Annotated in this window: 20 protein-coding genes and 1 pseudogene; 9 read left to right on the plus strand and 12 right to left on the minus strand. The window is 75.4% G+C overall.

Translation table 11 applies throughout. The annotated features are described in order from the left end of the window. Nucleotides 1–25: 25 nt before the first annotated feature. The gene (locus AB0883_RS10990) at nt 26–1621 is read right to left on the minus strand and encodes an ABC transporter substrate-binding protein (RefSeq protein ID WP_366641049.1); all 1596 of its coding nucleotides are present in this window, start codon (nt 1619–1621) and stop codon (nt 26–28) included. A 251-nt stretch (nt 1622–1872) separates the two neighbouring features. Continuing rightward, nucleotides 1873–2193 (minus strand): helix-turn-helix domain-containing protein, encoded by a 321-nt coding sequence (locus AB0883_RS10995; RefSeq protein WP_366641050.1) that lies wholly within the window; start codon nt 2191–2193, stop codon nt 1873–1875. A gap of 214 nt (nt 2194–2407) precedes the next feature. Between AB0883_RS10995 and AB0883_RS11000 the strand changes: the two are divergent. After that, nucleotides 2408–2563 (plus strand): annotated as a pseudogene (locus AB0883_RS11000) (NADP-dependent oxidoreductase); the annotation flags it as partial. Nucleotides 2564–2821: 258 nt separating this feature from the next. Here AB0883_RS11000 and AB0883_RS11005 read toward each other — a convergent pair. The 3 genes from AB0883_RS11005 to AB0883_RS11015 all read right to left on the minus strand — a co-directional run bounded on the left by AB0883_RS11005 (nt 2822) and on the right by AB0883_RS11015 (nt 6372). Next, nucleotides 2822–3580 (minus strand): SRPBCC domain-containing protein, encoded by a 759-nt coding sequence (locus AB0883_RS11005; protein ID WP_366641051.1) that lies wholly within the window; start codon nt 3578–3580, stop codon nt 2822–2824. Between the two features lie 5 nt (nt 3581–3585). Continuing rightward, nucleotides 3586–4194 (minus strand): helix-turn-helix domain-containing protein, encoded by a 609-nt coding sequence (locus AB0883_RS11010; protein ID WP_192581427.1) that lies wholly within the window; start codon nt 4192–4194, stop codon nt 3586–3588. A gap of 69 nt (nt 4195–4263) precedes the next feature. Beyond that, nucleotides 4264–6372 (minus strand): heavy metal translocating P-type ATPase, encoded by a 2109-nt coding sequence (locus AB0883_RS11015; RefSeq protein WP_366641052.1) that lies wholly within the window; start codon nt 6370–6372, stop codon nt 4264–4266. A 315-nt stretch (nt 6373–6687) separates the two neighbouring features. Here AB0883_RS11015 and AB0883_RS11020 point away from each other — a divergent pair, with 315 nt between their 5' ends. Continuing rightward, nucleotides 6688–7788: an L-dopachrome tautomerase-related protein gene (locus tag AB0883_RS11020; protein WP_366641053.1), complete on the plus strand. Its 1101-nt coding sequence runs from the start codon at nt 6688–6690 to the stop codon at nt 7786–7788. Between the two features lie 64 nt (nt 7789–7852). Here AB0883_RS11020 and AB0883_RS11025 read toward each other — a convergent pair whose 3' ends face one another. Next, nucleotides 7853–8260: a four-helix bundle copper-binding protein gene (locus AB0883_RS11025; RefSeq protein ID WP_233599695.1), complete on the minus strand. Its 408-nt coding sequence runs from the start codon at nt 8258–8260 to the stop codon at nt 7853–7855. 180 nt (nt 8261–8440) lie between these two features. Between AB0883_RS11025 and yidD the strand changes: the two genes are divergently transcribed. The 4 genes from yidD to AB0883_RS11045 all read left to right on the plus strand — a co-directional run bounded on the left by yidD (nt 8441) and on the right by AB0883_RS11045 (nt 11262). Beyond that, nucleotides 8441–8836, plus strand: a complete 396-nt coding sequence (gene yidD / locus AB0883_RS11030; protein WP_366641054.1) for a membrane protein insertion efficiency factor YidD — start codon at nt 8441–8443, stop codon at nt 8834–8836. Nucleotides 8837–8865: 29 nt separating this feature from the next. Further along, complete coding sequence (locus tag AB0883_RS11035) at nt 8866–9321, plus strand: ATP-binding protein (protein WP_366641055.1); 456 nt, start codon at nt 8866–8868, stop codon at nt 9319–9321. 151 nt (nt 9322–9472) lie between these two features. After that, complete coding sequence (locus AB0883_RS11040) at nt 9473–10306, plus strand: MEDS domain-containing protein (protein WP_366641056.1); 834 nt, start codon at nt 9473–9475, stop codon at nt 10304–10306. Then, the gene (locus AB0883_RS11045; RefSeq protein WP_366641057.1) at nt 10303–11262 is read left to right on the plus strand and encodes a sensor histidine kinase; all 960 of its coding nucleotides are present in this window, start codon (nt 10303–10305) and stop codon (nt 11260–11262) included. Before AB0883_RS11040 ends, AB0883_RS11045 begins: the two co-directional genes overlap by 4 nt. Here the strand turns inward: AB0883_RS11045 and AB0883_RS11050 are convergent. Both AB0883_RS11050 and AB0883_RS11055 read right to left on the minus strand, forming a co-directional pair. Then, nucleotides 11222–12088, minus strand: coding sequence for a cytochrome c oxidase assembly protein (locus AB0883_RS11050; protein WP_366641058.1), 867 nt, complete (start codon nt 12086–12088; stop codon nt 11222–11224). The two genes, AB0883_RS11045 and AB0883_RS11050, sit on opposite strands and share 41 nt — an antisense overlap. Further along, nucleotides 12085–12570, minus strand: coding sequence for a DUF2243 domain-containing protein (locus AB0883_RS11055; RefSeq protein WP_366641059.1), 486 nt, complete (start codon nt 12568–12570; stop codon nt 12085–12087). Before AB0883_RS11055 ends, AB0883_RS11050 begins: the two co-directional genes overlap by 4 nt. Before the next feature lie 197 nt (nt 12571–12767). Here AB0883_RS11055 and AB0883_RS11060 point away from each other — a divergent pair, with 197 nt between their 5' ends. From AB0883_RS11060 to AB0883_RS11070, 3 genes are all read left to right on the plus strand, one after another. Continuing rightward, nucleotides 12768–14006 (plus strand): DUF2786 domain-containing protein, encoded by a 1239-nt coding sequence (locus AB0883_RS11060; RefSeq protein WP_366641060.1) that lies wholly within the window; start codon nt 12768–12770, stop codon nt 14004–14006. Between the two features lie 98 nt (nt 14007–14104). Further along, on the plus strand, nt 14105–14473 hold the full coding sequence (locus AB0883_RS11065) for a YciI family protein (RefSeq protein ID WP_366641061.1): 369 nt from the start codon (nt 14105–14107) through the stop codon (nt 14471–14473). Then, nucleotides 14470–15741, plus strand: a complete 1272-nt coding sequence (locus AB0883_RS11070) for a sigma-70 family RNA polymerase sigma factor (RefSeq protein WP_366641062.1) — start codon at nt 14470–14472, stop codon at nt 15739–15741. Before AB0883_RS11065 ends, AB0883_RS11070 begins: the two co-directional genes overlap by 4 nt. 89 nt (nt 15742–15830) lie before the next feature. Here AB0883_RS11070 and AB0883_RS11075 read toward each other — a convergent pair whose 3' ends face one another. The 4 genes from AB0883_RS11075 to AB0883_RS11090 all read right to left on the minus strand — a co-directional run bounded on the left by AB0883_RS11075 (nt 15831) and on the right by AB0883_RS11090 (nt 20103). Continuing rightward, entirely contained in the window at nt 15831–16328 is a 498-nt protein-coding gene (locus AB0883_RS11075; protein ID WP_366641063.1) for a hypothetical protein, read from the minus strand. A 166-nt stretch (nt 16329–16494) separates the two neighbouring features. Further along, entirely contained in the window at nt 16495–16668 is a 174-nt protein-coding gene (locus tag AB0883_RS11080) for a CsbD family protein (protein ID WP_132231820.1), read from the minus strand. 175 nt (nt 16669–16843) lie between these two features. Further along, nucleotides 16844–19093, minus strand: coding sequence for a heavy metal translocating P-type ATPase (locus AB0883_RS11085; RefSeq protein WP_366641064.1), 2250 nt, complete (start codon nt 19091–19093; stop codon nt 16844–16846). An 11-nt stretch (nt 19094–19104) separates the two neighbouring features. Beyond that, the gene (locus AB0883_RS11090; RefSeq protein ID WP_366641065.1) at nt 19105–20103 is read right to left on the minus strand and encodes a hypothetical protein; all 999 of its coding nucleotides are present in this window, start codon (nt 20101–20103) and stop codon (nt 19105–19107) included. Nucleotides 20104–20132: the final 29 nt, after the last annotated feature.

A 20132-nucleotide genomic window follows, 5' to 3' on the forward strand; every position in this document is an offset into this window, starting at 1 on the left:
GGCGCGGCTGTCGGGGCGGGCGTCGTCACGACTTCCTCGTCCAGGTGTGGATGTTCCACCAGAGGCTGTTGGCGACGTCGTGCTCGTGCGGCTCCACCCGGGGGGTCACCCCGGCGACGGCGTCCTTCACCACGTAGGTGTGCTGGAGGTAGGTGAGGAACACCCACGGCATGTCCGTCGCGAGCTGCTTCTGGAACGTGGCGTACGCGGCCTTGCGGGCGGCCGGGTCGGCGTTGGCGCGGCCGTCCTGCAACGCCTTGTCCACCACGGGCGACCGGTAGGAGCCGGGGTTGAAGAAGCCCTGGCCGGCGAAGGCGGAGCCGAACAGCTTGTAGCTGACGAAGTCCGGGTCGTACGGCGTGCCGTAGCCCATGACGAGCGCGTCGCTTTTCATCCGGGGGGTGATCGCGTCCCAGGTCAGGCCCTCGGGAGTGATCTTGATGCCGACCTTCTTCGCGTCGGCGGTCACCGCGAGGGCGAGTTCCTTGCGGAGGCTGTCGGTGGCCGGGTACATCAGCGAGAACGCGGCCTGCCGGCCGTCCTTGGCGCGGATTCCGTCCGGGCCCGGCTTCCAGCCGGCGGCGTCGAGGGCGGCGGTCGCGGCGGCCGGGTCGGCGGCGGGTTTGCCGACGATCGACGGCTCGGCGAACTCCGACGTCGGCGGCACCGGCCCGAACGCGGGCTCGCCCGCCCCGCCGAGCAGCCCGGTGACCATCGCCGCGCGGTCCACCGCGGCGTTCAGCGCCCGCCGCACCGCGAGGTCGGCGGTGACCGGGTTGCCCATCGGCAGCATCACGCCCCGGTAGTCGGCGGTGGGCACCCGCTGCACCCGGTAGCCGGCCTGCCCGTCGAAGCCGGTGGTCAGCTTCGGCGCCAGCTCCGCCGCGTCGAACTCCCCCGCCCGCATCCGCTGCGCGCGTACGTTGTCGTCGGCGACGAACGCCACCACCACGCCGCCGTTGGCGGGCTTGCCGCCCCAGTAGCTCTCGTTGGCCGCGAGCACGAGCCGGTCGCCCGGGGTCCACGAGGTCACGCGGTACGGGCCGGTGCCCACCGGCTTGCGGTTGAACTCGGCCTTGTTGATGTCCTGCCCGGCCAGCGCCTTGGCCGGCACGATCCCGAGGGCCAGCCGCTGCGGGAAGGGCGCGTAGGCGTACTTCAGGGTGAACACCACGGTCGACGGGTCGGGCGCGGTGACCGAGGCGAGCATGTCCAGGTCGGAGCGGAGCGTGGAGTCGACCTTCGGGTCCAGCACCGCCTGGTAGGTGAAGACCACGTCCTGGGCGGTGAACGGGCTGCCGTCGTGGAACAGCACGCCGTCGCGCAGCTTCGCGGTGACCGTCCTGCCGTCCGCCGACACGGTCGGCAGCTCCTGGGCCAGCGCCGGCACCAGCTCGTTGCGGGCGTCGCGGGCGACCAGCCCGTCGAAGATCAGGGAGCCGCCGTCGACGCCGTAGTTGAGCACCGGGTTCAACGCGTCCGGCTCACCCGCCGTCGCCACGACGAGCGTGCCGGCGCCGGCCGCGCCCGTCGACGTGGTCGTCGGCGAGGAGCAGCCGGCCACGGCGAGGACACCGGCGACGGCCACCGCCGCCACGCGCTTGGACACAGGCGTACCCATCACATGCTCCCGGGTCTGTTCTTCGCGCGACCGCCCGGCGTCACGCCGGGGCCGGCGTCCTGATCTGACCGACCGTGCCCGCGGCGGTCCACGGTCACGAGCGGACGGACGCCCCGGCGATGGTCTCGATCATCGCGTGCCGGGGGCAGCCGGCCACTAACGCCAGCATTCCGCAATTGCCAATCTCATGCAACAAGCGCCAGGGGGCCGTGTCGCCCAGGCCACACCCCGTCCGCGTCGGAGCGCGACGGTCAGCCGGCGGCGCCGCGGTCGTATGCGGCGCGGGCGCGATGGACCTGCTCGATGTGCGTCTCGGCCCAGTTCTTGATCGCCTGCTGGATCGGAAGCAGGGTACGGCCCAGCGCGGTGATCCCGTAATCGACGCGCACCGGCACCGCCGGCGTGACGGTGCGGGTGAGCAGGCCGTCGCGTTCCAGCTTGCGCAGCGTCTGGGTCAGCATCTTCTGGCTGGCGCCGGGGATGGTGCGGCTCAGGTCGCTGTAGCGCAGGGGCCCGTCGGCGAGGGCGGCGAGGGCGGCGAGGGCGGCGAGGGCGGCGAGGACCAGCGTCACCCCTTGTCGCTGAGCGTCGCCAGCAGCTGGTGACCCGGGCACTGCGCGAGGAAGGCGTTGTACTCGTCGCGCTGGTGCTCCCGCAGCTGGGCGACCTGGTTCGTGCCGCGCACGCAACGGCTCGCCGAGGCCGTACGCCACGACGTGCCCGGTGGTCGACGCCGCGGTGGTCGGCGTCGCGGCGCACGAGGCACTGCGGCCGGAGGGCACCTTCGTGGCCCTGGTCGCACCGTTCGCGCCGCCGCCCCTGCGGGCCACGCGCGTCGTCGTGCAGGAGGTGTTCGCCGACGGCGCGCGATTGGCCGAACTGGCCGCGTTGGTGGGCGCGGGACGGCTCAGCCCGCGCGTCGCGGACACCCTGCCGCTGGACCAGGTCGGCGTGGCCCACGACCGCCTCGCCGCGGGCGGCCTGCGCGGGCGCCTCGTCCTCACGCCCTGGCCACACCCGGACGCCCGGCGGGGCCGGCCCGACTCCCACCGGGCAGCGCCTGCCGGGCGTCCGGATCGGCCCCCGTCCACCCAGGCGTCCGGGCCGGCCCGCCCGCCGGGCGTTCCTGTCGTCGGGTCAGCCGACGGGAAGGGCGGCCAGCCAGTCCTGCCAGGCCCGCTCGCCGTTCCTGTCGTCGGGTCAGCCGACGGGAAGGGCGGCCAGCCAGTCCTGCCAGGCCCGCTCGCTCCGGGCCGGGTCCTGCCCGGGGGCGAAGACGTGGTGGCCGAGGACCAGGGCGTCGCCGCGCTCGGCGCCGGAGTGGAGGAACCGGTAGAGCGCGTCGGCGGTGCGGACACCGACGTAGGTCGGGAGGCCGGCCAGGTCGACGACGCCCTCGATCGGCGGCAGCCCGGCGACGGTGAACCGGACCCGCTGCCCCTCGGCGAGCGGACCGGCGACGCCGAGGGCGTCGGCCACGGCCGCCCACGCCCGGTCCGCGCCGCCGACGCCCGGGCGGAAGGCCGAGACCGGGGTCGCGGTCCGGCCGGGGAAGTGGGCGAGGTACGCGGCAAGCGTCCCGAGGTACATGTCCCAGCCGACGCCCATCGCCTCGTACTCGGTCTCCCAGTCGTCCCCGAGGACGCCACTCTGGACGAGCCGCAGGGTCGTGCTGCCCCGCTCGCGGCCCTCGATGAGGTATTCCATCGCCATGAAGGTGCCGTCCGGGGCCGTCGCGGTGCGGTCGGCGAGCCGCTTGCCGGGCTCCCACGCGGTGATCGTCGACTCCTCGACGTGGCCGGCCATCGTCAGGCGGGTCCGGCCGCCCTCGCCCGGCTCGACCTCGCTGCGGCCCATGAACCAGGAGTCGATGCCCGGCCCGGTGGCGATGGCCTCCCACACCTGCTCGGGCGTGGCGGCCAGCTCGACGTCCTTGCGCAGCTCGAAGTGGTGTCCCATGTCAGTCAGTGCTCCTCGTTCGCGGTGCTGTCGTCGGGGTCGGCGCTGGGGTGCAGGGCGACCACCACCCGGTGCTCGCGGCCGCCGGGGGCGTTCTCGTCGTGGTACCTGCCGACCAGGGCGGTGACGGTGGCGGCCAGTTCCTCGGCGAAGGCCGCCCGGTCGGCCGCCGAGGCGAACCGGACGGTGCCGTCGACCGCGAACGTCGCCACCCGCTGCTTCGCCCGCTCGGCGCCGGTGATGAGCGCGCCGACGTCCTGCACGAGGCGGGCGGCCAGCGCCAGCAGCCACCGCGCCGACAGCCGGTCCGGCGACTGCGCCGGGTCGGGCCGCACGGCGGCGAGGGCCGCGGGCGAGATCACGTACGACGCCGCGGTCGCCCGCATGACCCGCTCGGTCACGTTGCCCTTCCGGCGCTCCTCCACCAGTTCGACCAGGCCGTGCTGCTCCAGCGCCCGGAGGTGGTAGTTGACCTTCTGCCGGGGCAGGCCGACGCGGGCGGCGAGCATCGTCGCCGAGGCCGGCTCGGCGAGCGCGGCCAGCAGCCGGGCCCGCATGGGGTCCAGCGACGCCTCGGCCGCCGCCGGGTCCTCGATCACTGCGATGTCGAACATGACCACAGCGTCCCACCGACAGTTTTTCCTGTCAAGACAATCCGATTGATCGGTGAGGGCCCGCGCCGCTCACTCCTCCCGGGGACGCAGGCGCACGCGGCGCAGCAGTTGGGCGTTGAGCGCCACCACGATCGTCGAGGCGGACATCAGGATCGCGCCGACCGCCGGGCTGAGCGTCACCCCGGCCCAGGCCAGCACGCCCGCGGCCAGCGGAAGGGCGACGACGTTGTAGCCGGCCGCCCAGCCCAGGTTCTGGATCATCTTGCGGTACGAGGCCCGGGACAGCCGGATCACGCCGGTGACGCCCCGCGGGTCGGACGAGGCGAGCACCACCCCGGCGGACTCGATCGCCACGTCGGTGCCGGCGCCGATGGCGATGCCCACGTCGGCGCGGGCCAGCGCGGGGGCGTCGTTCACCCCGTCGCCGACCATCGCCACCCGCAGCCCGCGCCGTTGCAGGTCGGCCACGGCGTCGTCCTTGTCGGCGGGCAGCACCTCGGCGAAGACCTCGTCGACGCCGGGACGGAAGCCGAGGTCGGCCGCGACCGCCTCGGCGACCGGGCGGGCGTCCCCGGTGATCATGACGATCTTGCGGACACCCTGCTCCCGCAGCTCGGCGATCGCCTCCCGGGCCTCGGGGCGGACCTGGTCCTCCAGCGCGAGGGCGCCGAGCACGGTGGCCGTCCCGCCGTCGAGGCGCAGCAGGTGCAGCACCGCCGCACCCCGGCGCGACCACTCGCCCTGCCGGTCGCCCAGGTCGTCCGGCACCTCGGCGCCCAACTCGCGGAGCAGGGCGGGGCCCCCGACGGCGTACGCCGTGCCGTCGACCTCGGCGCGGACGCCGCGCCCGGTCAGCGAGCGGAACCCCGTCGCCCGCCGGGCCGCGCCGCGCTCGGACCCGGCGGCCACGATGGCCCGGGCCAGCGGATGCTCGCTGTCCGCCTCCACCGCCGCCGCCAGGGCGAGCACCTCGTCCTCGCTGCCGTTCCCCGTGGCCGCCACCCCCGACACCACGTGCTCGCCCCGGGTGAGGGTGCCGGTCTTGTCGAACAGCACCGCGTCGACCGTGCGCATCCGCTCCAGCGCCAGCCGGTCCTTGACCAGGATCCCGCCCCTGGCCGCCACGGCGGTCGACAGCGCGATCACCAGCGGGATGGCCAGGCCCAACGCGTGCGGGCAGGCGATCACCAGCACGGTGACGGTACGCACCACGGCCGCACCGGGGTCGCCGAGCACGGCCCAGGTCACCAGGGTCGCCAGGGCCACCACGGTCGCGACGTAGAACAGCCAGGCGGCGAACCGGTCGGCGAGCACCTGCGCGCGACCGCTGGACTGCTGGGCCTGGGCCACCAGGCGCTGGATGCCGGCCAGCGCGGTGTCCTCGCCGACCGCCTCGACGCGTACCCGGATCGCCGCGTCGGTGGCCACCGTGCCGGCGACCACCCGGTCCCCGACGCCCCGGGATACCGGCCGCGACTCGCCGGTGACCATGGACTCGTCCAGCTCGGCGCCGCCCTCGGTGATCCGGCCGTCGGCCGGCACCCGGGCGCCGGGCCGGACCAGCACCAGGTCGTCGACCCGCAGGTCCGCCACGGACACCCGCTCGACCCCGCCGTCCGCCGTCACCCGCTCGGCGTCGTCGGGCAGCAGCGCCGCCAGGGCGGACAGCGCGCCCTGCGCCTGGCCGATGGCCTTCATCTCCTGCCAGTGCCCGAGCAGCATGATCGTGACCAGGGCGGCGAGCTCCCACCAGAAGTCCAGGTCGAAGACGCCGAGCGCGGTGGCCGCCGAGGCGACGTACGCCACCGTGATGGCCATCGCGATGAGCAGCATCATGCCGGGCGCCCGGTCGCGCACCTCCCGCACGGCGCCGACCAGGAACGGCCAGCCGCCGTAGAGGAAGACGACCGTGCCGAGGACCGGGCCGACCCATGCCACGCCCGGGAACTCCAGCCGGTAGCCGAACCAGTCCATCACCATGTCGCTGGTCAGGACGATCGGCACGGTCAGCGCCAGGCTCAGCCAGAACTTCCGGCGGAACATCTCCGGGTCGTGCCCGGCGTGCTTGTCGTGCCCGGCGTGTCCGCCCGCGCCGTGGGCGTGCCGGCCGGCGTGCGCGTCGGAGGCACCCGTCGCGCGGGGCGGGTGGCCGTCGTGGTGGTGCGTCTCGTGGGGCATCTGCGCCTCCTCCCGACCCACCATACATACCCCCTCCGGGTATATGCCGACGGATCGCTCGGAGGAGAGGCGGGCGGAGGGTTTGCGGCGGTGGGCGCCGGGAAGCCCGACGGTCGACCCCGCGCGAGAGGGAGATGACGCCGTGCACGTGCTCCACGAGGATCCGCGCCGGGTCGCGGACGACGCCGCACCGGTTCGGACGCCCGTCGCCGCACGCGGGCCGGTCGCCGGTGGCGACGATCGGCCGGTCGCCACCCACGGGCCGCTCGTCGCCACCGGCGCGCGGGACGCCGCGCCGCGTCCCGGGGGCGCGTCGTGAGCGGACCGGTCGGCGCCGAGCCGGTCGGCGAGCTGGAACTCGTCCACGCCTTCACCGGCCCGATGCCCACCGGCGTGAGCGTCTCGCACACCGGCCGGATCTTCGTCAACTTCCCGAAGTGGGGCGACGAGGTGCCCGCCACGGTGGTCGAACTGCGCGACGGCCGCGAGGTGCCCTTCCCCGACCAGCGGTGGAACAGCCCGTCGGGCGACGACGACGCGGAGGCGTTCGTGTCGGTGCAGAGCATCGTCGTCGACCCCGCCGACCGGCTCTGGATCCTCGACACCGGCAGCCCGATGTTCCGCCCCACCTCGCCCGGCGGCCCGAAGCTGGTCCGGGTCGACCTGGACACCGACACCGTCGCCCAGGTGATCACCTTCCCGACCGACGTCGCCCTGCCCAGCACCTACCTCAACGACGTGCGCTTCGACCTGCGCCGCGGCGAGGCGGGCGTTGCCTACGTCACCGACTCCTCCGACTCCGGCCCGAACGGGATCATCGTGGTGGACCTGGCCAGCGGCGCGTCCTGGCGGCGGCTGCACGACCACCCGTCCACGAAGGCCGAACCGCTGGAGACGTTCCGGCCCGTGGTCGAGGGCCGGCCGTTCCTGGAGCGCCCCGCCGACGGAACGCCGAAGCCGGTGACGATGGGCGCGGACGGCATCGCCATCTCCGCCGACGGGGCCCGGCTGCACTACTGCCCGCTCGCCTCGCGCCGCTGGTACAGCGTGCCCACCGACGCGCTCACCGACCGTTCGGCGGCCGACGACCAGGTCGCCGCGTCGGTGGTGGACGAGGGCGACAAGGGCGGCGGCTCCGACGGCCTGGAGACCGACGACGCCGGCCGGCTCTACCTCACCTCGTACGAGCACGACGCGGTGCTGCGCCGCCGTCCCGACGGCGGGTACGAGACCGTGGTGCACGATCCCCGCCTGCTCTGGCCCGACACCATGTCCGTGGCGAGCGACGGGCACCTGTACGTGACCGCCAACCAGTTGCACCGCCAGGCGAAGTACCAGCGCGGGCAGGACCTGCGGCGCAAGCCGTACGCCCTGTTCCGCGTCCGGATCGACGCCGGCCCGGTCCGGCTGCGCTGACCACCGGCACGACGGCGCCGGCACCCCGCGCGGGATGCCGGCGCCGTCGCCGTCCGCGGACCGGTCAGCTCATGGTGGCGAGCAGGTCCCGGCAGGCCCGCTCGCACGCGCGGCAGGCGTCGGCGCAGACCCGGCAGTGCTCGTGCATGCCCGCGTGGCTGGCGCACTCGTCGCCGCAGGACTTGCAGGCGGTGGCGCACGCCTCCAGCAGGGTGCGGCTGATGTTGGCGTCGTAGCCGGTGTGCCGGGACAGCACCCGGGCGGTCGTCGTGCAGATGTCCGCGCAGTCCAGGTTCGTCCGTACGCACTTCGTCAGCTCGGCGACCATGTCCTCGCTCAGGCAGGCGTCGGCGCAGGCGGTGCACGCCTGGGCGCAGGTGTTCAGCGCGTCGACGACGGCGGCCAGCTTGGCCCGGTCCAGGTTGATCGACTTCGGGTACGTCTCGAGCATCGGCATCGTGGTGCTGGGCACGGCGTTCTCCTCTCGGTCACTGCCTGTGCACTACCCGCGACCGTCGCCCGGCATGCGGCCACCGGCGGCACCGGTCGCGTCGGGCCGTCGACCGCGTCGACCACCGCGCCCGGGTCCCACCGGCTGACCGGCTGCGGAGGCGACGGCCCGCCGGTCGCCGCGGTGGCCGATGATCGGGCCATGTTCAGACGCCTCCGTGAGACGGCCCGCGAGAACCGCCGGCAGCAACGGCTCATGTCGAAGTCGAAGAACCCCGACGGCTGCTGTGACTGCTGCGACCTGGGGCTGTTCTCCACCCTGCTGATGCTCGGCTCGGCGACGGCGGCGGCTACCCGGGCGCCGGTGCTGGACCGGGCGGGGGTGGCGGCGATCCGGGGCTACCGCCGGTGGCTGTCGCCGCACTGGCCGGGGCGGTGCCGCTTCACGCCGACCTGTGGGGCGTACGGGTTGACGGCGGTGGAGTGGCACGGGCTGGCGGTGGGGGGACGGCTGGCCGCCGAGCGGGTGCGCCGCTGCCGTCCCGGGGTGCCCCGGGGTACCCACGACCCGGTGCGCCGACCCGTGCGCCTGGAGTGAGCCGGCCGGAGATCGGGTAGAACGGGACCATGGGCCAGCTGAGCAGTTCCCCACCCCCGCCGCAGGCCGTTGAGCTGCGCCGGTGGACCCTGTCTGAGGCGGTTGACCTGCGGGCCCTGCGGGCGTCCCTGCACGAGGAACTGACCGGCGACGTGCTCGGAGAGGGCGAGGCCCTGGAGGAGGTCCCCGAGCTCGTCGCGCTGATCGCCACGGAGCTGGCCACGAACGCCCTGCGCCACGGGATCCCGCCGACGATCGTCCGGCTGCTCGCCACCGACGACTGCCTCATCCTCGACGTCGCCGACCACGACCTGGGGTCCCTGCCGCAGCTCGCCGAGGCCCGGCCCGTCGGCGACGGCGGGCGCGGCCTGGAGCTGGCCCGCGCCCTCTCCCTCGACGTCGGCTGGTACGCCACGGGCACCACCAAGAACATCTGGGCGTCCTTCCCCCGCACCGAACGCCTGAGCGGCGCCCGGAGCGCCTGACCGGGCACCGGCAGCCCGGGCGGCGCGGGGCGGAACGGCCGGCCGCACGCCCGCTCCCGGGCGACGAACCGGTCGAAAGGGCGTCCTGGCAGGTCGCGGGCCCGGCGCCCGTTCCCGGCCGACCTACACTGGTTGCCGTGAGGAAGTCAGCATGACCAGCAGCGAACGGCGGGCCGCGCCGGGCGGGCACATCTGCTGGTCGTACGACGACCCGGAGTCCCTGGCCGACCAGGCGGAGCGCCACCTCGCCACGAGCCTCGCCGCCGGCGAGCGCTTCTGGTACGTGACGCCGCGCCCCTCGGACCTGGTGGCCGAGCGGCTGCGCGCGCTGCCGAGCTTCTCCGACGCCGTACGTCAGGGCGCCGCCGCGGTGGTCCCCCTGGTCTCGACCTACTCGCCCGACCACGTCGTCGACCCGGCGGCACAGGTCGCCGCCTACGCGGCGGCCACCGACGGGGCGCTGGCCGCCGGCCACACCGGGCTGCGGGTGGTCGCGGAGGCCACCGAGTTGGTCCGCACCCCGGCCCAGCTCGACGTCTTCACCCGCTACGAGCACCTCATCGACCGCTACATGCGCACCCGGCCGTTCAAGGCCATGTGCGCCTACCACCGGCTGAAGCTGGGCGACCGGGCGGTCACCGAGCTGGCCTGCATGCATCCGCAGACCAACGTCGAGGACCTGCTGTTCCGGTTGTACGCCGTGGCGCCCGCCGACGGGCACGCCGCGCTCGACGGCGAGCTGGACATGTCGAACCACGAGCTGTTCCACACCGCCCTGGACCGCGCCGACCTGCGGCCCACCGACGGTGAGCTGGTGCTGTCGGCGGCCGACCTGCGCTTCGTGGACCACCGCGCCCTGACCATCCTGGCCGAGTACGCGCACCGCCGTGGCGCGACCGCCGTGCTGCGCACCCCCCGCTCGGCCCCGGCCCGCCTGGTGGAGCTGCTGCGCCTGCCCGGTATGCGGGTGGAGGTCACGCCATGAGGACCGGTGCGGCCGCCCAGCACCACGGCTACTACCACGAGGCCGTCCACTACGACTCCGACGACGAGCTGCTCGCCGTGGCGGTGCCGTTCCTGCTCGGCGGCATCGAGTCGGGCGAGCCGACCTTCGTCGCGCTGGGCGAGCGCACCGGCGGGCTGGTCCGCTCGGCGCTGCCGGCCGGCTCCAAGGTCGAGTTCCTGCCCGGCGGCGACGTCTACGCCCGGCCCGCCGCCGCCATCCGCTCCTACCGCCAGCTCCTCGCCGAGCAGGTGGCCGCCGGCGCCGGGCAGATCCGGATCATCGGTGAGGTGCCCCCGGTCTCGTTCGGCGCGACCTGGGACTGGTGGGCCCGCTACGAGTCGGCGATAAACCACGCGTACGACGACTTCCCCCTGTGGAGCATGTGCGCGTACGACACCCGGATCACGCCGCCGGAGGTGCTGGCGGACGTGGCCCGTACGCACCCCCGGTTCGCCACCCCCGACGGGCGGCACGTGCCCAGCCCGACCTGGACGCCGCCGAGGGAGTACCTGCGACAGTGCCCCCGGGTCGTGCCCGACCCCCTCCAGGCGCAGCCGCCGGCCGTGGAGCTGGCCGACCCGACGGCGGCCGAGGCGCGCGCCGCCGTGCACAAGGCCGACCAGGGCCAGGTGCCGGTCGACGACGTGGAGGATCTGGTTGTCGCGGTCAGCGAGATCGTCACCAACGCGCTGCGCCACGGCAGGCCGCCGGTCCGACTGCGCGTCTGGGCCGGCGACGACCGCATCGTGGCGACGGTCAGCGACGGCGGCGAGGGGCCGGGCGATCCGTTCTGCGGGCTGCTCCCCGTGTCCGACGGCGCCCCCGGCGGGCTCGGCCTCTGGATCACCTACCAGTCCTGCAACCACGTGACCTGGCAGCGTGACGACGCCGGGTTCACGCTCCGGCTGACGGCCGGGAGGGCGTACACCGGCTGACGGGCGCGACCCGCACGGCCTCGCGTCCGGGCGGGCCCTCCCCGACGGCGGGTGCCGGCCGGCGGGGCCGACGCCGGTGGTACCAGGCGGCGAAGAGGGCGGTGGCGAGCAGCAGTTCGGCCACGTCGCCGCCGTAGTACATCAACCGCGCCGCCGCGCGCAGCGCCGCGACGTCCCGGTCGGGCAGCCCGGGCGGCAGGGTGGCGGCGTGCGCGTACAGGTACTTGGCCAGCACGGCGTGCCCGGCCCCCGCGCCGAGCAGCGCGCCGGCCCGCACCGCCAGGCCCGGCCGGCGCGGGGCCGGGTCCGGGCCGGCCACCGACCAGGCGAGCAGGTAGCCGGCGGCGACGTAGTGCACGTGCAGGGCGTGGTGCAGTACCGGGTTCCGCTCGGCCGCCGCGTAGAGCGGGGTGAGCAGCACCAGCGCCAGCCCGCCGGTGCTGAGCAGCGCCGCCGTCACCGGATGGGCGAGCACGTGCACCGGCCCCGCCCGCAGGAACCGGCCCACCCGGCGGCCGACCGGCGGCGGCACGACCCGCAGCAGCAGGGTCACCGGCGCGCCGAGGGCCAGCGCGAGCGGCGCGACCATGCCCAGCAGCAGGTGCTGGGCCATGTGGACGCGGGGGTCGCCCGGCCCGCCCGCCAGCGGGCCGAGGGCGACCGCGAGCACCGCGCAGCCGGCCAGCCAGGCGACCGTACGCCGGCGACGCCAGCCGCGCCGGTCCCGGGACACGGCCAGCAGGTAGCCGGCGGCGAGCAACGCGACCGCCGCGAGCGGCAGCGGGGCCGGCCCGGCGGCGGCACCGGTGTGCGCGAGCGCCGTCACCGGGCGTCGCGGCCGGCGCGGGACCGCACCCGCCAGGTCACCCACGCGCCGAGCAGCAGCAGCGCCACCGCCGCCACGTTCCACACCACGTCGTACGGGAGCAGGTGCACCCCGTAGCGGATCTGGTGCAGCCGCAGCACCTTGTGGTCGACGATCCCGTCGAAGAGCTGGAACGCCCCGGCGCCGAGCAGGAACCCGCCCCAGGCGGCCCGGGGCACCACAGCACCCCGGCGGCGCAGGTCGGCGAACCAGAAGAAGCCGCCGACCAGGGCGAGCAGCTCGGCCGAGTGCAGCAGCCCGTCGGAGAGCAGCCCGACGGAGGGGGTGGACCGGTCGTAGAAGTGGTGCCAGCCGAGGATCTGGTGGAAGACGATCTCGTCGACGGCGGCCATCACCGCCGCCCCGATCACCGCGGCGGCGAGGACCGACCGGCGAAGATCAGGTGCGCCGGAGCCGTTGCCCGGCAACCACGATCCCGCCATTGCACCACCTCGCCTCGCCCGCTTCCCCCCGAACTACCCCGGACCGGCCGAACCATGCGGAAGTTCCCCGGAGGGACGGGCGGTCCGGTGGCACGGGTCACGACCGGCGGACGGCGCGCTGACCCGGAGGTACCTTCGGCGGGCGGGCGACGATCGTTTCCCGGCGCGGAAGAAGCAGACCCCAGGAGGACACGGCCGTGCCGGACGCCGAGGAACTGGTCAACGACGCGCTCGCGGCGGTACGCGGCACCGACGTACGTCTCGCGGAGCGGCAGCTGGACCGGCTGATGATCGGGTCGGGTGCCGCGGACGGCGCGGCGGCGGTGGACGCCACCCTCCTGCGCCGGCTGGCCCGGGGCGTCGGGCGGCTGGCCCGGCACGGCTGGCAGCCGGTGGACCTCGGTCGGCTCGCCGCCCGCCGGCTCGGCCCCCGGGCGGCCGGGCTGGTCACCGACGCGCTCGCCGCGCAGCGCCGCGAGCTGGCCGACCCGGTGCCGCCGTGGTGGGACGACCAGCTGCGCGACCTGGGCGCCGGGGTGTGGTGGGACGCCGACGAGGGCCACCTGGCCGCCTGGTCCGCCCGCGCCGGCTGCGACCGGTTCACCGCGCTGCGGGCGGCGGTCGACGCGCTGGCCCTGGTCGAGGGGCTCCCGCCGATCGCCGTGCTGCGCCCGCCGCCCGGCGCGCCCGGAACGGCCGTCGCGCGTGGCGGGTCGGGCAGCGCCTCACGGATGCTCGACCGGGTGCGGGCGCTGCTCGCCAAGGCGGAGTCGACCACCTACCCGGCCGAGGCGGAGGCGCTGACCGGCAAGGCCCAGGAGCTGATCGCCCGGCACAGCATCGACCAGGCGCTGCTGGCGGGCGTCGCCGAGCCCGCCGACCGGCCCGGCGGGGTGCGCCTCGGCACCGAGCCCCCGTACGCGGGCGCGAAGGCGCTGCTGGCGCAGGAGGTGGCGGCGGCGAACCGCTGCGAGGCGGTCTGGTCCGACGACCTCGGCTTCACCACCGTGCTGGGCTGGCCGGCCGACCTGGAGGCGGTCGAGCTGCTCTACACCTCGCTGCTGGTGCAGGCCACCGCCGCGATGCTGCGCGGCCGGGGGGAACGGCGGGCCACGGGCACCGGCCGGCGGACCCGGGACTACGACGAGTCCTTCCTCAACGCCTTCGCGCTGCGGATCGGCGAGCGGCTGCGGGCCGCCACCGACGCGGCCGACCGGGAGGCGACGGCGCAGGCCGGGCCGGAGCGGCTGCTGCCGGTGCTCGCCACCCGCGCCGAGGCGGTACGCGAACGCCTCGACACGCTCTTCCCCGGCGTCGTCCGGGGCCGGCTCACCGTGCGCGACGCCGAGGGCTGGTCGTCGGGCACCTCCGCCGCCGACCGCGCCTCGCTCGGCGCCGGCCCCGCCCCGAAGCGCCAGGTACGCGGCCGGCGCTGAGATTCCGCACGGCCGGCTGTCGGAACCGGCGGGTCGGCTCCGACCTTCCACCGCAGACGCGCCACCATGGGCGCGGCCGACGGAACGAGGAGCACCCGATGAAGTACATGCTGCTGATCTGGAACCGCCCGGGGTTCGTGGAGGGGCTGTCGGAGCAGGAACGCACCGCGCTCTTCGGCGAGGTCGACGAGGTCATGCGGGAGCTGACCGAGTCGGGCGAGTTCCTCGGCGGCCAGGCCCTGGCCGACCCGTCGCAGGCGCGTACGGTCCGGCTGGCCGGTGACCGGCCGGAGGTGACCGACGGGCCGTACATGGAGAGCAAGGAACAGTTCGCCGGCTACCTGATGGTCGACTGCGACAGCGCCGAGCGGGCCGCCGAGATCGCCGCCAGCTGGCCGGACGTGCGGCGGGGCTTCGGCGTGCTGGAGGTGCGGGCGATCATGGACGAGGCCGGGACGGAGATGTGAGCGCAGGGCAGCTGGAGGACCTGCTGCGCGACCTGGCGCCGCAGGTCCTCGGCCTGCTCGTCCGCCGGCACGGCCAGTTCGACGCCGCCGAGGACGCCGTGCAGGAGGCGCTGCTCGCCGCCGCCGTGCAGTGGCCGGAGCAGGGCGTGCCGGACAACCCCCGGGCCTGGTTGCTCACCGTCGCCACGCGCCGGCTGACCGACGAGTGGCGCAGCGAGCGCGCCCGGCGGTACCGGGAGGCCGCGCTGGCCGCCCGCGAGCCGGCGTACGCGACGGTCGCGCCGGCCGCCGACGAACAGCCGCCGGCGGGTGACGACACCCTGGCCCTGCTGTTCCTCTGCTGCCATCCGGCGCTGGCCCGGTCGGCTCAGGTCGCGCTGACGCTGCGGGCGGTCGGCGGCCTCACCACCGCGCAGATCGCGAGGGCGTACCTCGTGCCCGAGGCGACGATGAGCCAGCGCATCCGCCGGGCCAAGCAGCGGATAGAGGCCGCCGGGGCGCGGTTCACGATGCCCGCCCCCGGGGACCGGGACGAGCGGCTACGGGCCGTGCTCCAGGTGCTCTACCTGATCTTCAACGAGGGGTACACCGCGTCCAGCGGGCCGGACCTGCACCGGACGGACCTGACCACGGAGGCGATCCGGCTGGCCCGGCTGGTGCACCGGCTGCTCCCGGGCGACGGCGAGGTGACCGGGCTGCTGGCGTTGATGCTGCTCACCGACGCGCACCGGGCCGCCCGCACCGGACCGGCCGGGGAGCTGGTCCCGCTCGCCGAGCAGGACCGCGACCGCTGGGACCACGCCGCCATCGCCGAGGGGACCGCGCTGGTCACCGAGGCGCTGACCTGGTCACCGCCCGGCCCGTACCAGCTCCAGGCGGCGATCGCCGCCGTGCACGCCGAGGCCCCGTCCGCCGGGCGCACCGACTGGCGACAGATCCTGGCGCTCTACCGGCTGCTGGCCCGGACCGCCCCGAGCCCGATGGTCACCCTGAACCAGGCCGTCGCCGTGGCCATGGTGGACGGTCCCCGCGCCGGCCTGGCCCTGCTCGCCCCGCTCGACGACGACGACCGCACGGCCGGGCACCACCGGCTCGCCGCCGTCCGCGCCCACCTGCTGGAGCTGGCCGGCGAACCGGAGCGGGCGCGGGCGGCGTACCTGGCGGCGGCCCGGGGGACGACGAGCCTGCCGGAGCAGCGCTACCTGGAGTTGCGGGCCGCCCGGCTGACGGGGACCGATGAGTCCCGGCGGCTGCGGGAGTCACATTGACGGATGCCGGCCGGCGTGCGGCTCGGGGGTGCATGCCGGCCGGCGTCCCGGTCAGGCGTCGACGACGCCGGGGCACGTGCCCGTCGGCCTCAGGCGCGGCACTCGCGGGTGAGCTTCGGTGGGATCGCGGTGAAGGTGGAGTCCATCCAGGCGGCCGGCCGGGACGCCCGGGAACCGGCGTCGATCCTGTCGGCGGTCTCCTGGATCAGGGCGCGGATCTCCGGGTCGGCGGCGCGGCGGGCCTGCCCGCGTACGTCGTCCGCCAACTCCGCGAGGTTGCGCCGGAGCTGGTCGGCGACCTGCTCACCGGTCAGGTCGCGGGTGACCGATGCGGCCGAGTCGGTGGCGATCCGCCGGCTGCCGGCGAGGATGAGCCGGTCGACCTCGCGGCAGACCTCGGCCGTGTTGGCGGCGGTCGTGGCGACCGGGGAGGGGCTCGGGGCGGCGCTCGCCGACGCCGTCGGGCTCGGCGGGGCCGCGCCGGTCCGGGCGGCCTCCTCCCGCGCGCTGTCCTGGCATCCCACGGCGAGCACCCCGAGCGCCACCGTGGCGGCGGCGCGCCGCGCGTAGACGACGGATCGGGACACGGGACCTCCCGTTCGGGTCTCGGCCGTCAGGGGGACGGCACGGGTTCGGCCGGTGCCGGGCGGCGGGACGTCGACCTGCCAACGAGTGGCGCCTCCCGCGGGACACGCCGGCACGCCCTCCGCCGGGTCGGCTCGGGACCGATCCGGCGGAGGGCGCGTACGCGGGTCAGCTCTTGAAGGCGTCCTTGATCTTCTCGCCGGCCTGCTTGAGCTTGGCACTGGCCTGGTCGTTGCGCCCCTCGGCCTCGAGCCGCTCGTTGTCGGTGGCCCGGCCGGCGCCTTCCTTCAGCTTGCCGGCCGCATCCTCGGTCGTGTTGTTGATCTTGTCCTCGAAACCCATGTCAACCTCCCGATTGGCGGTGCCGGTACGCCCTTCGAATACCCCGTACCGCCACCGTCCAACCGTCCCGGTCACTTACCGCCGGCGGACGGCGCGGGCCGGCGGGCGGGCGGACCCGCCACGAACCGTGCCGCCGGCCCCTGGCGGGTGGGGCCGGCGGCACGGTGCGAAGGGCTCAGGCGACCGAGCGGAAGCCCCGCAGCCGGAGGCTGTTGGCGACCACGAAGACCGAGGAGAAGGCCATCGCGGCGCCGGCGATCATCGGGTTCAGCAGGCCGGCGGCGGCCAGCGGCAGGGCCGCCACGTTGTAGGCGAAGGCCCAGAACAGGTTGCCCTTGATGATGCCGAGGGTGCGCCGGGCGAGCCGGATCGCGTCCACGGCGGCCATCAGGTCGCCCCGGACGAGGGTCAGGTCGGACGCCTCGATCGCCACGTCCGCGCCGGTGCCCATCGCCAGGCCGAGGTCGGCCTGGGCCAGCGCGGCGGCGTCGTTGACCCCGTCGCCGACCATCGCCACCGCCCGCCCCTCCTCCTGGAGCCGCCGCACGACGTCGACCTTGTCGGCGGGCAGGACCTCGGCGACCACCTCGTCGATGCCCAACTCGGCGGCCACGGCGTGGGCGACGGTGGCGTTGTCGCCGGTCAGCAGCACCGGCGTCAGGCCGAGCGCGCGGAGCTGCGCGATCGCCGCCCGGCTCGTCGGTCGGACCACGTCGGCCACCGCGAGGACCCCACGGGCCCGACCGTCCCAGCCGGCCAGCACCGCCGTCCGCCCCTTGGCCTCCGCCGTGGCCGCCGCCCGCGCGACCTCCTCCGGTACGTCGAGGCCGCGCTCGCGCAGCAGTCGGGGCCGGCCGATCAGCACCTCCCGACCGTCGACCGTCCCGCTCACGCCGAGCCCTTCGGCGTTGACGAAGCCGGTCACCGGCGGCAGCGGGCCCGCCTCGGCCGCCCCGGCGGCGACGGCCCGGGCGATCGGGTGCTCGGACGCGGACTCCAGCGCGCCCGCGAGCCGCAGCAGCTCAGCGCGGTCCTCACCGGCCGCCGGGACCACGTCCACCAGGGTCATCCGGCCGGTGGTGACGGTGCCGGTCTTGTCCAGCACGACGGTGTCCACCTGCTTCGTGGACTCCAGCACCTCCGGCCCCTTGATCAGCACGCCGAGCTGCGCGCCCCGGCCGGTGCCGACCAGCAGGGCGGTCGGCGTGGCCAGCCCGAGGGCGCACGGGCAGGCGATGATCAGCACCGCCACGGCGGCGGTGAACGCGGCGGTCCCGCCCGACCCGCTGCCGAGCCACCAGCCGAGGGTGCCCACCGCGAGGGCGATCACGATCGGCACGAAGACCCCGGAGATCCGGTCGGCCAGCCGCTGCACCGCCGCCTTGCCGGTCTGCGCCTGCTCGACCAGCCGGGCCATCTGGGCCAGTTGGGTGTCGCCGCCGATGCGGGTGGCGGCGACCACCAGCCGGCCGCCCGCGTTGACGGTCGCGCCGACCACGGAGTCGCCCGGGCCGACCTCGACCGGGACGGACTCGCCGGTGAGCATGCTGGCGTCGACCGCCGAGGTGCCCTCGTCGACCACGCCGTCCGTGGCGATCTTCTCACCGGGCCGCACCACGAACCGGTCCCCCACCACGAGCTGGTCCACGGGGATCCGGGTCTCCGTGCCGCCGCGCAGCACCGCGACGTCCTTGGCGCCCAGTTCGAGCAGGGCGCGCAGGGCCGCGCCGGCGGTCCGCTTCGCCCGCGCCTCGAAGTAGCGGCCGGCGAGGATGAACACGGTCACCCCGGCCGCCGCCTCCAGGTAGATGTTGCCGGCGCCGTCGGAGCGGTTGATCGCGAGACTGAACGGGTGGGTCATCCCCGGCGTCCCGGCCGTGCCGAGGAAGAGCGCCCAGACCGACCAGCCGAACGCCGCCAGGGTGCCGAGCGAGACCAGGGTGTCCATGGTCGCCGCGCCGTGCCGCAGGTTGATCCAGGCCGCCCGGTGGAAGGGCAGCCCGCCGTAGACCACGACCGGGGCGGCCAGGGTCAGCGACAGCCACTGCCAGAAGTCGAACTGCCAGGCGGGCACCATCGCCAGCACGATCACCGGCACGGTGAGCACGGCCGAGACCCACAGCCGGGTACGCAGGCCGCGCAACTCGTCCACCGGCTCGGCGGCCGGTTCGCCACCGGCGGGCGTGGGCGGGGGCGGCAGGGCCGCCGTGTAGCCGGTCTTCTCCACCGTGGCGATCAGCTCGTCCGGGGTGACCTCGTCGGCGTACCGGACGGTGGCCTTCTCCGTGGCGTAGTTGACGGTGGCGGTCACCCCGTCCATCCGGTTCAGCTTCTTCTCGATCCGGGCGGCGCAGGAGGCGCAGGTCATGCCGCCGATCGCCAGCTCGATCTGGTTCGGCGCCGTCAGCAAGGGCTTGGTAGTCATCACGCTTCCCGTCAGTCGTGCCCGTGACCGGGGACGCCATGGCTGGCGTCGGCGGTCGGGGAGCTCGTGGCGGCGGGCGTGCCCGCCGTCGGGGAGCCGGTCGTGGCCGGGACACCCGGCGCGGTCGGGCTGCCGGCGACGACGGTGAACTCGGCGGTACGCACGACGCCGCCGTGCTTGAAGTCCAGGTAGAGCCGGTAGGCGCCCGCCGACGGCATTTCCGCCGAGAAGCTCACCTCGGGGCCGGGCCGCGTCCGCCCGTCGCCCGGCTCACCGTGCGGGTGCACGTGCAGGTACGCCAGGTCGCCCTGGCGCAGTGCCACCAGGTGGCCGTACGCGCCCAGGTAGGGCTCCAGGTCGGTGACCGGCGCGCCGTCACGGCTCACGGTCAGGGTCAGCTCGGCGGTGCGGCCGGGCTGCGGGGCGCCGGCGAGCGTGACGGTGTAGCCGTCGACCGTGGTGCTGGTCGCCGGTGCGGGCAGGGGCCGCCCGGTCAGCGCGCCGGGGACGGTCACGTCGACGCCGAGGGTCAGCGCCTCGCCCCCGGTCGGGGTGAAGTCGGCGAACGCGCGCCAGACGCCGGGCCCGGCGAGCGGCGAGTCGACCCGCCAGGTGCCGTCGGGCGCCATCTCCGGGTGCACGTGCCGGAATCCGGAGAGATCGCGGCGGGCCACGATCAGGTGCATGCGCTTGTCGTGCGCCACGTCGTACGCGGTCACCGCCCGGCCGTCCGGACCGGTGACCTGGAAGGCGAACTGCCCGGCCGGGGCGTCCACCGGACGCAGGGTGTAGCCACGGTCGGAGACGAGCAGGCCGCCGGGCAGGTGTGCCGCCGCGCCGTTGTCGCCCCCGTGTCCGGCTCCGCCGTCCTCGCCGTGCCCACCGCCGGCCTCGTGCGGGGCCTCGGCGGGCGGTGCCACGGGGTCGGCCACCCGGCCGACCCCGTACGTCGCGCCGAACACCACCGCGAGGCCGAGGGCGAAACCGCTCAGCTTCGTCGCCGTGTTCATGGTGTGCCTCGTTTCCCCCGTGCCCGATC

The sequence above is a fragment of the Micromonospora sp. NPDC047812 genome, from assembly GCF_040704175.1.
Classification (GTDB): domain Bacteria; phylum Actinomycetota; class Actinomycetes; order Mycobacteriales; family Micromonosporaceae; genus Micromonospora.

Coding starts and splice junctions, on each gene's coding strand:
- AB0883_RS10990 (WP_366641049.1), bottom strand. CDS start 1,621: ATGGGTACGCCTGTGTCCAAGCGCGTGGCGGCGGTGGCCGTCGCCGGT.
- AB0883_RS11005 (WP_366641051.1), bottom strand. CDS start 3,580: ATGGGACACCACTTCGAGCTGCGCAAGGACGTCGAGCTGGCCGCCACG.
- AB0883_RS11010 (WP_192581427.1), bottom strand. CDS start 4,194: ATGTTCGACATCGCAGTGATCGAGGACCCGGCGGCGGCCGAGGCGTCG.
- AB0883_RS11015 (WP_366641052.1), bottom strand. CDS start 6,372: ATGCCCCACGAGACGCACCACCACGACGGCCACCCGCCCCGCGCGACG.
- yidD (WP_366641054.1), top strand. CDS start 8,441: ATGTTCAGACGCCTCCGTGAGACGGCCCGCGAGAACCGCCGGCAGCAA.
- AB0883_RS11035 (WP_366641055.1), top strand. CDS start 8,866: ATGGGCCAGCTGAGCAGTTCCCCACCCCCGCCGCAGGCCGTTGAGCTG.
- AB0883_RS11040 (WP_366641056.1), top strand. CDS start 9,473: ATGACCAGCAGCGAACGGCGGGCCGCGCCGGGCGGGCACATCTGCTGG.
- AB0883_RS11045 (WP_366641057.1), top strand. CDS start 10,303: ATGAGGACCGGTGCGGCCGCCCAGCACCACGGCTACTACCACGAGGCC.
- AB0883_RS11055 (WP_366641059.1), bottom strand. CDS start 12,570: ATGGCGGGATCGTGGTTGCCGGGCAACGGCTCCGGCGCACCTGATCTT.
- AB0883_RS11065 (WP_366641061.1), top strand. CDS start 14,105: ATGAAGTACATGCTGCTGATCTGGAACCGCCCGGGGTTCGTGGAGGGG.
- AB0883_RS11080 (WP_132231820.1), bottom strand. CDS start 16,668: ATGGGTTTCGAGGACAAGATCAACAACACGACCGAGGATGCGGCCGGC.
- AB0883_RS11085 (WP_366641064.1), bottom strand. CDS start 19,093: ATGACTACCAAGCCCTTGCTGACGGCGCCGAACCAGATCGAGCTGGCG.
- AB0883_RS11090 (WP_366641065.1), bottom strand. CDS start 20,103: ATGAACACGGCGACGAAGCTGAGCGGTTTCGCCCTCGGCCTCGCGGTG.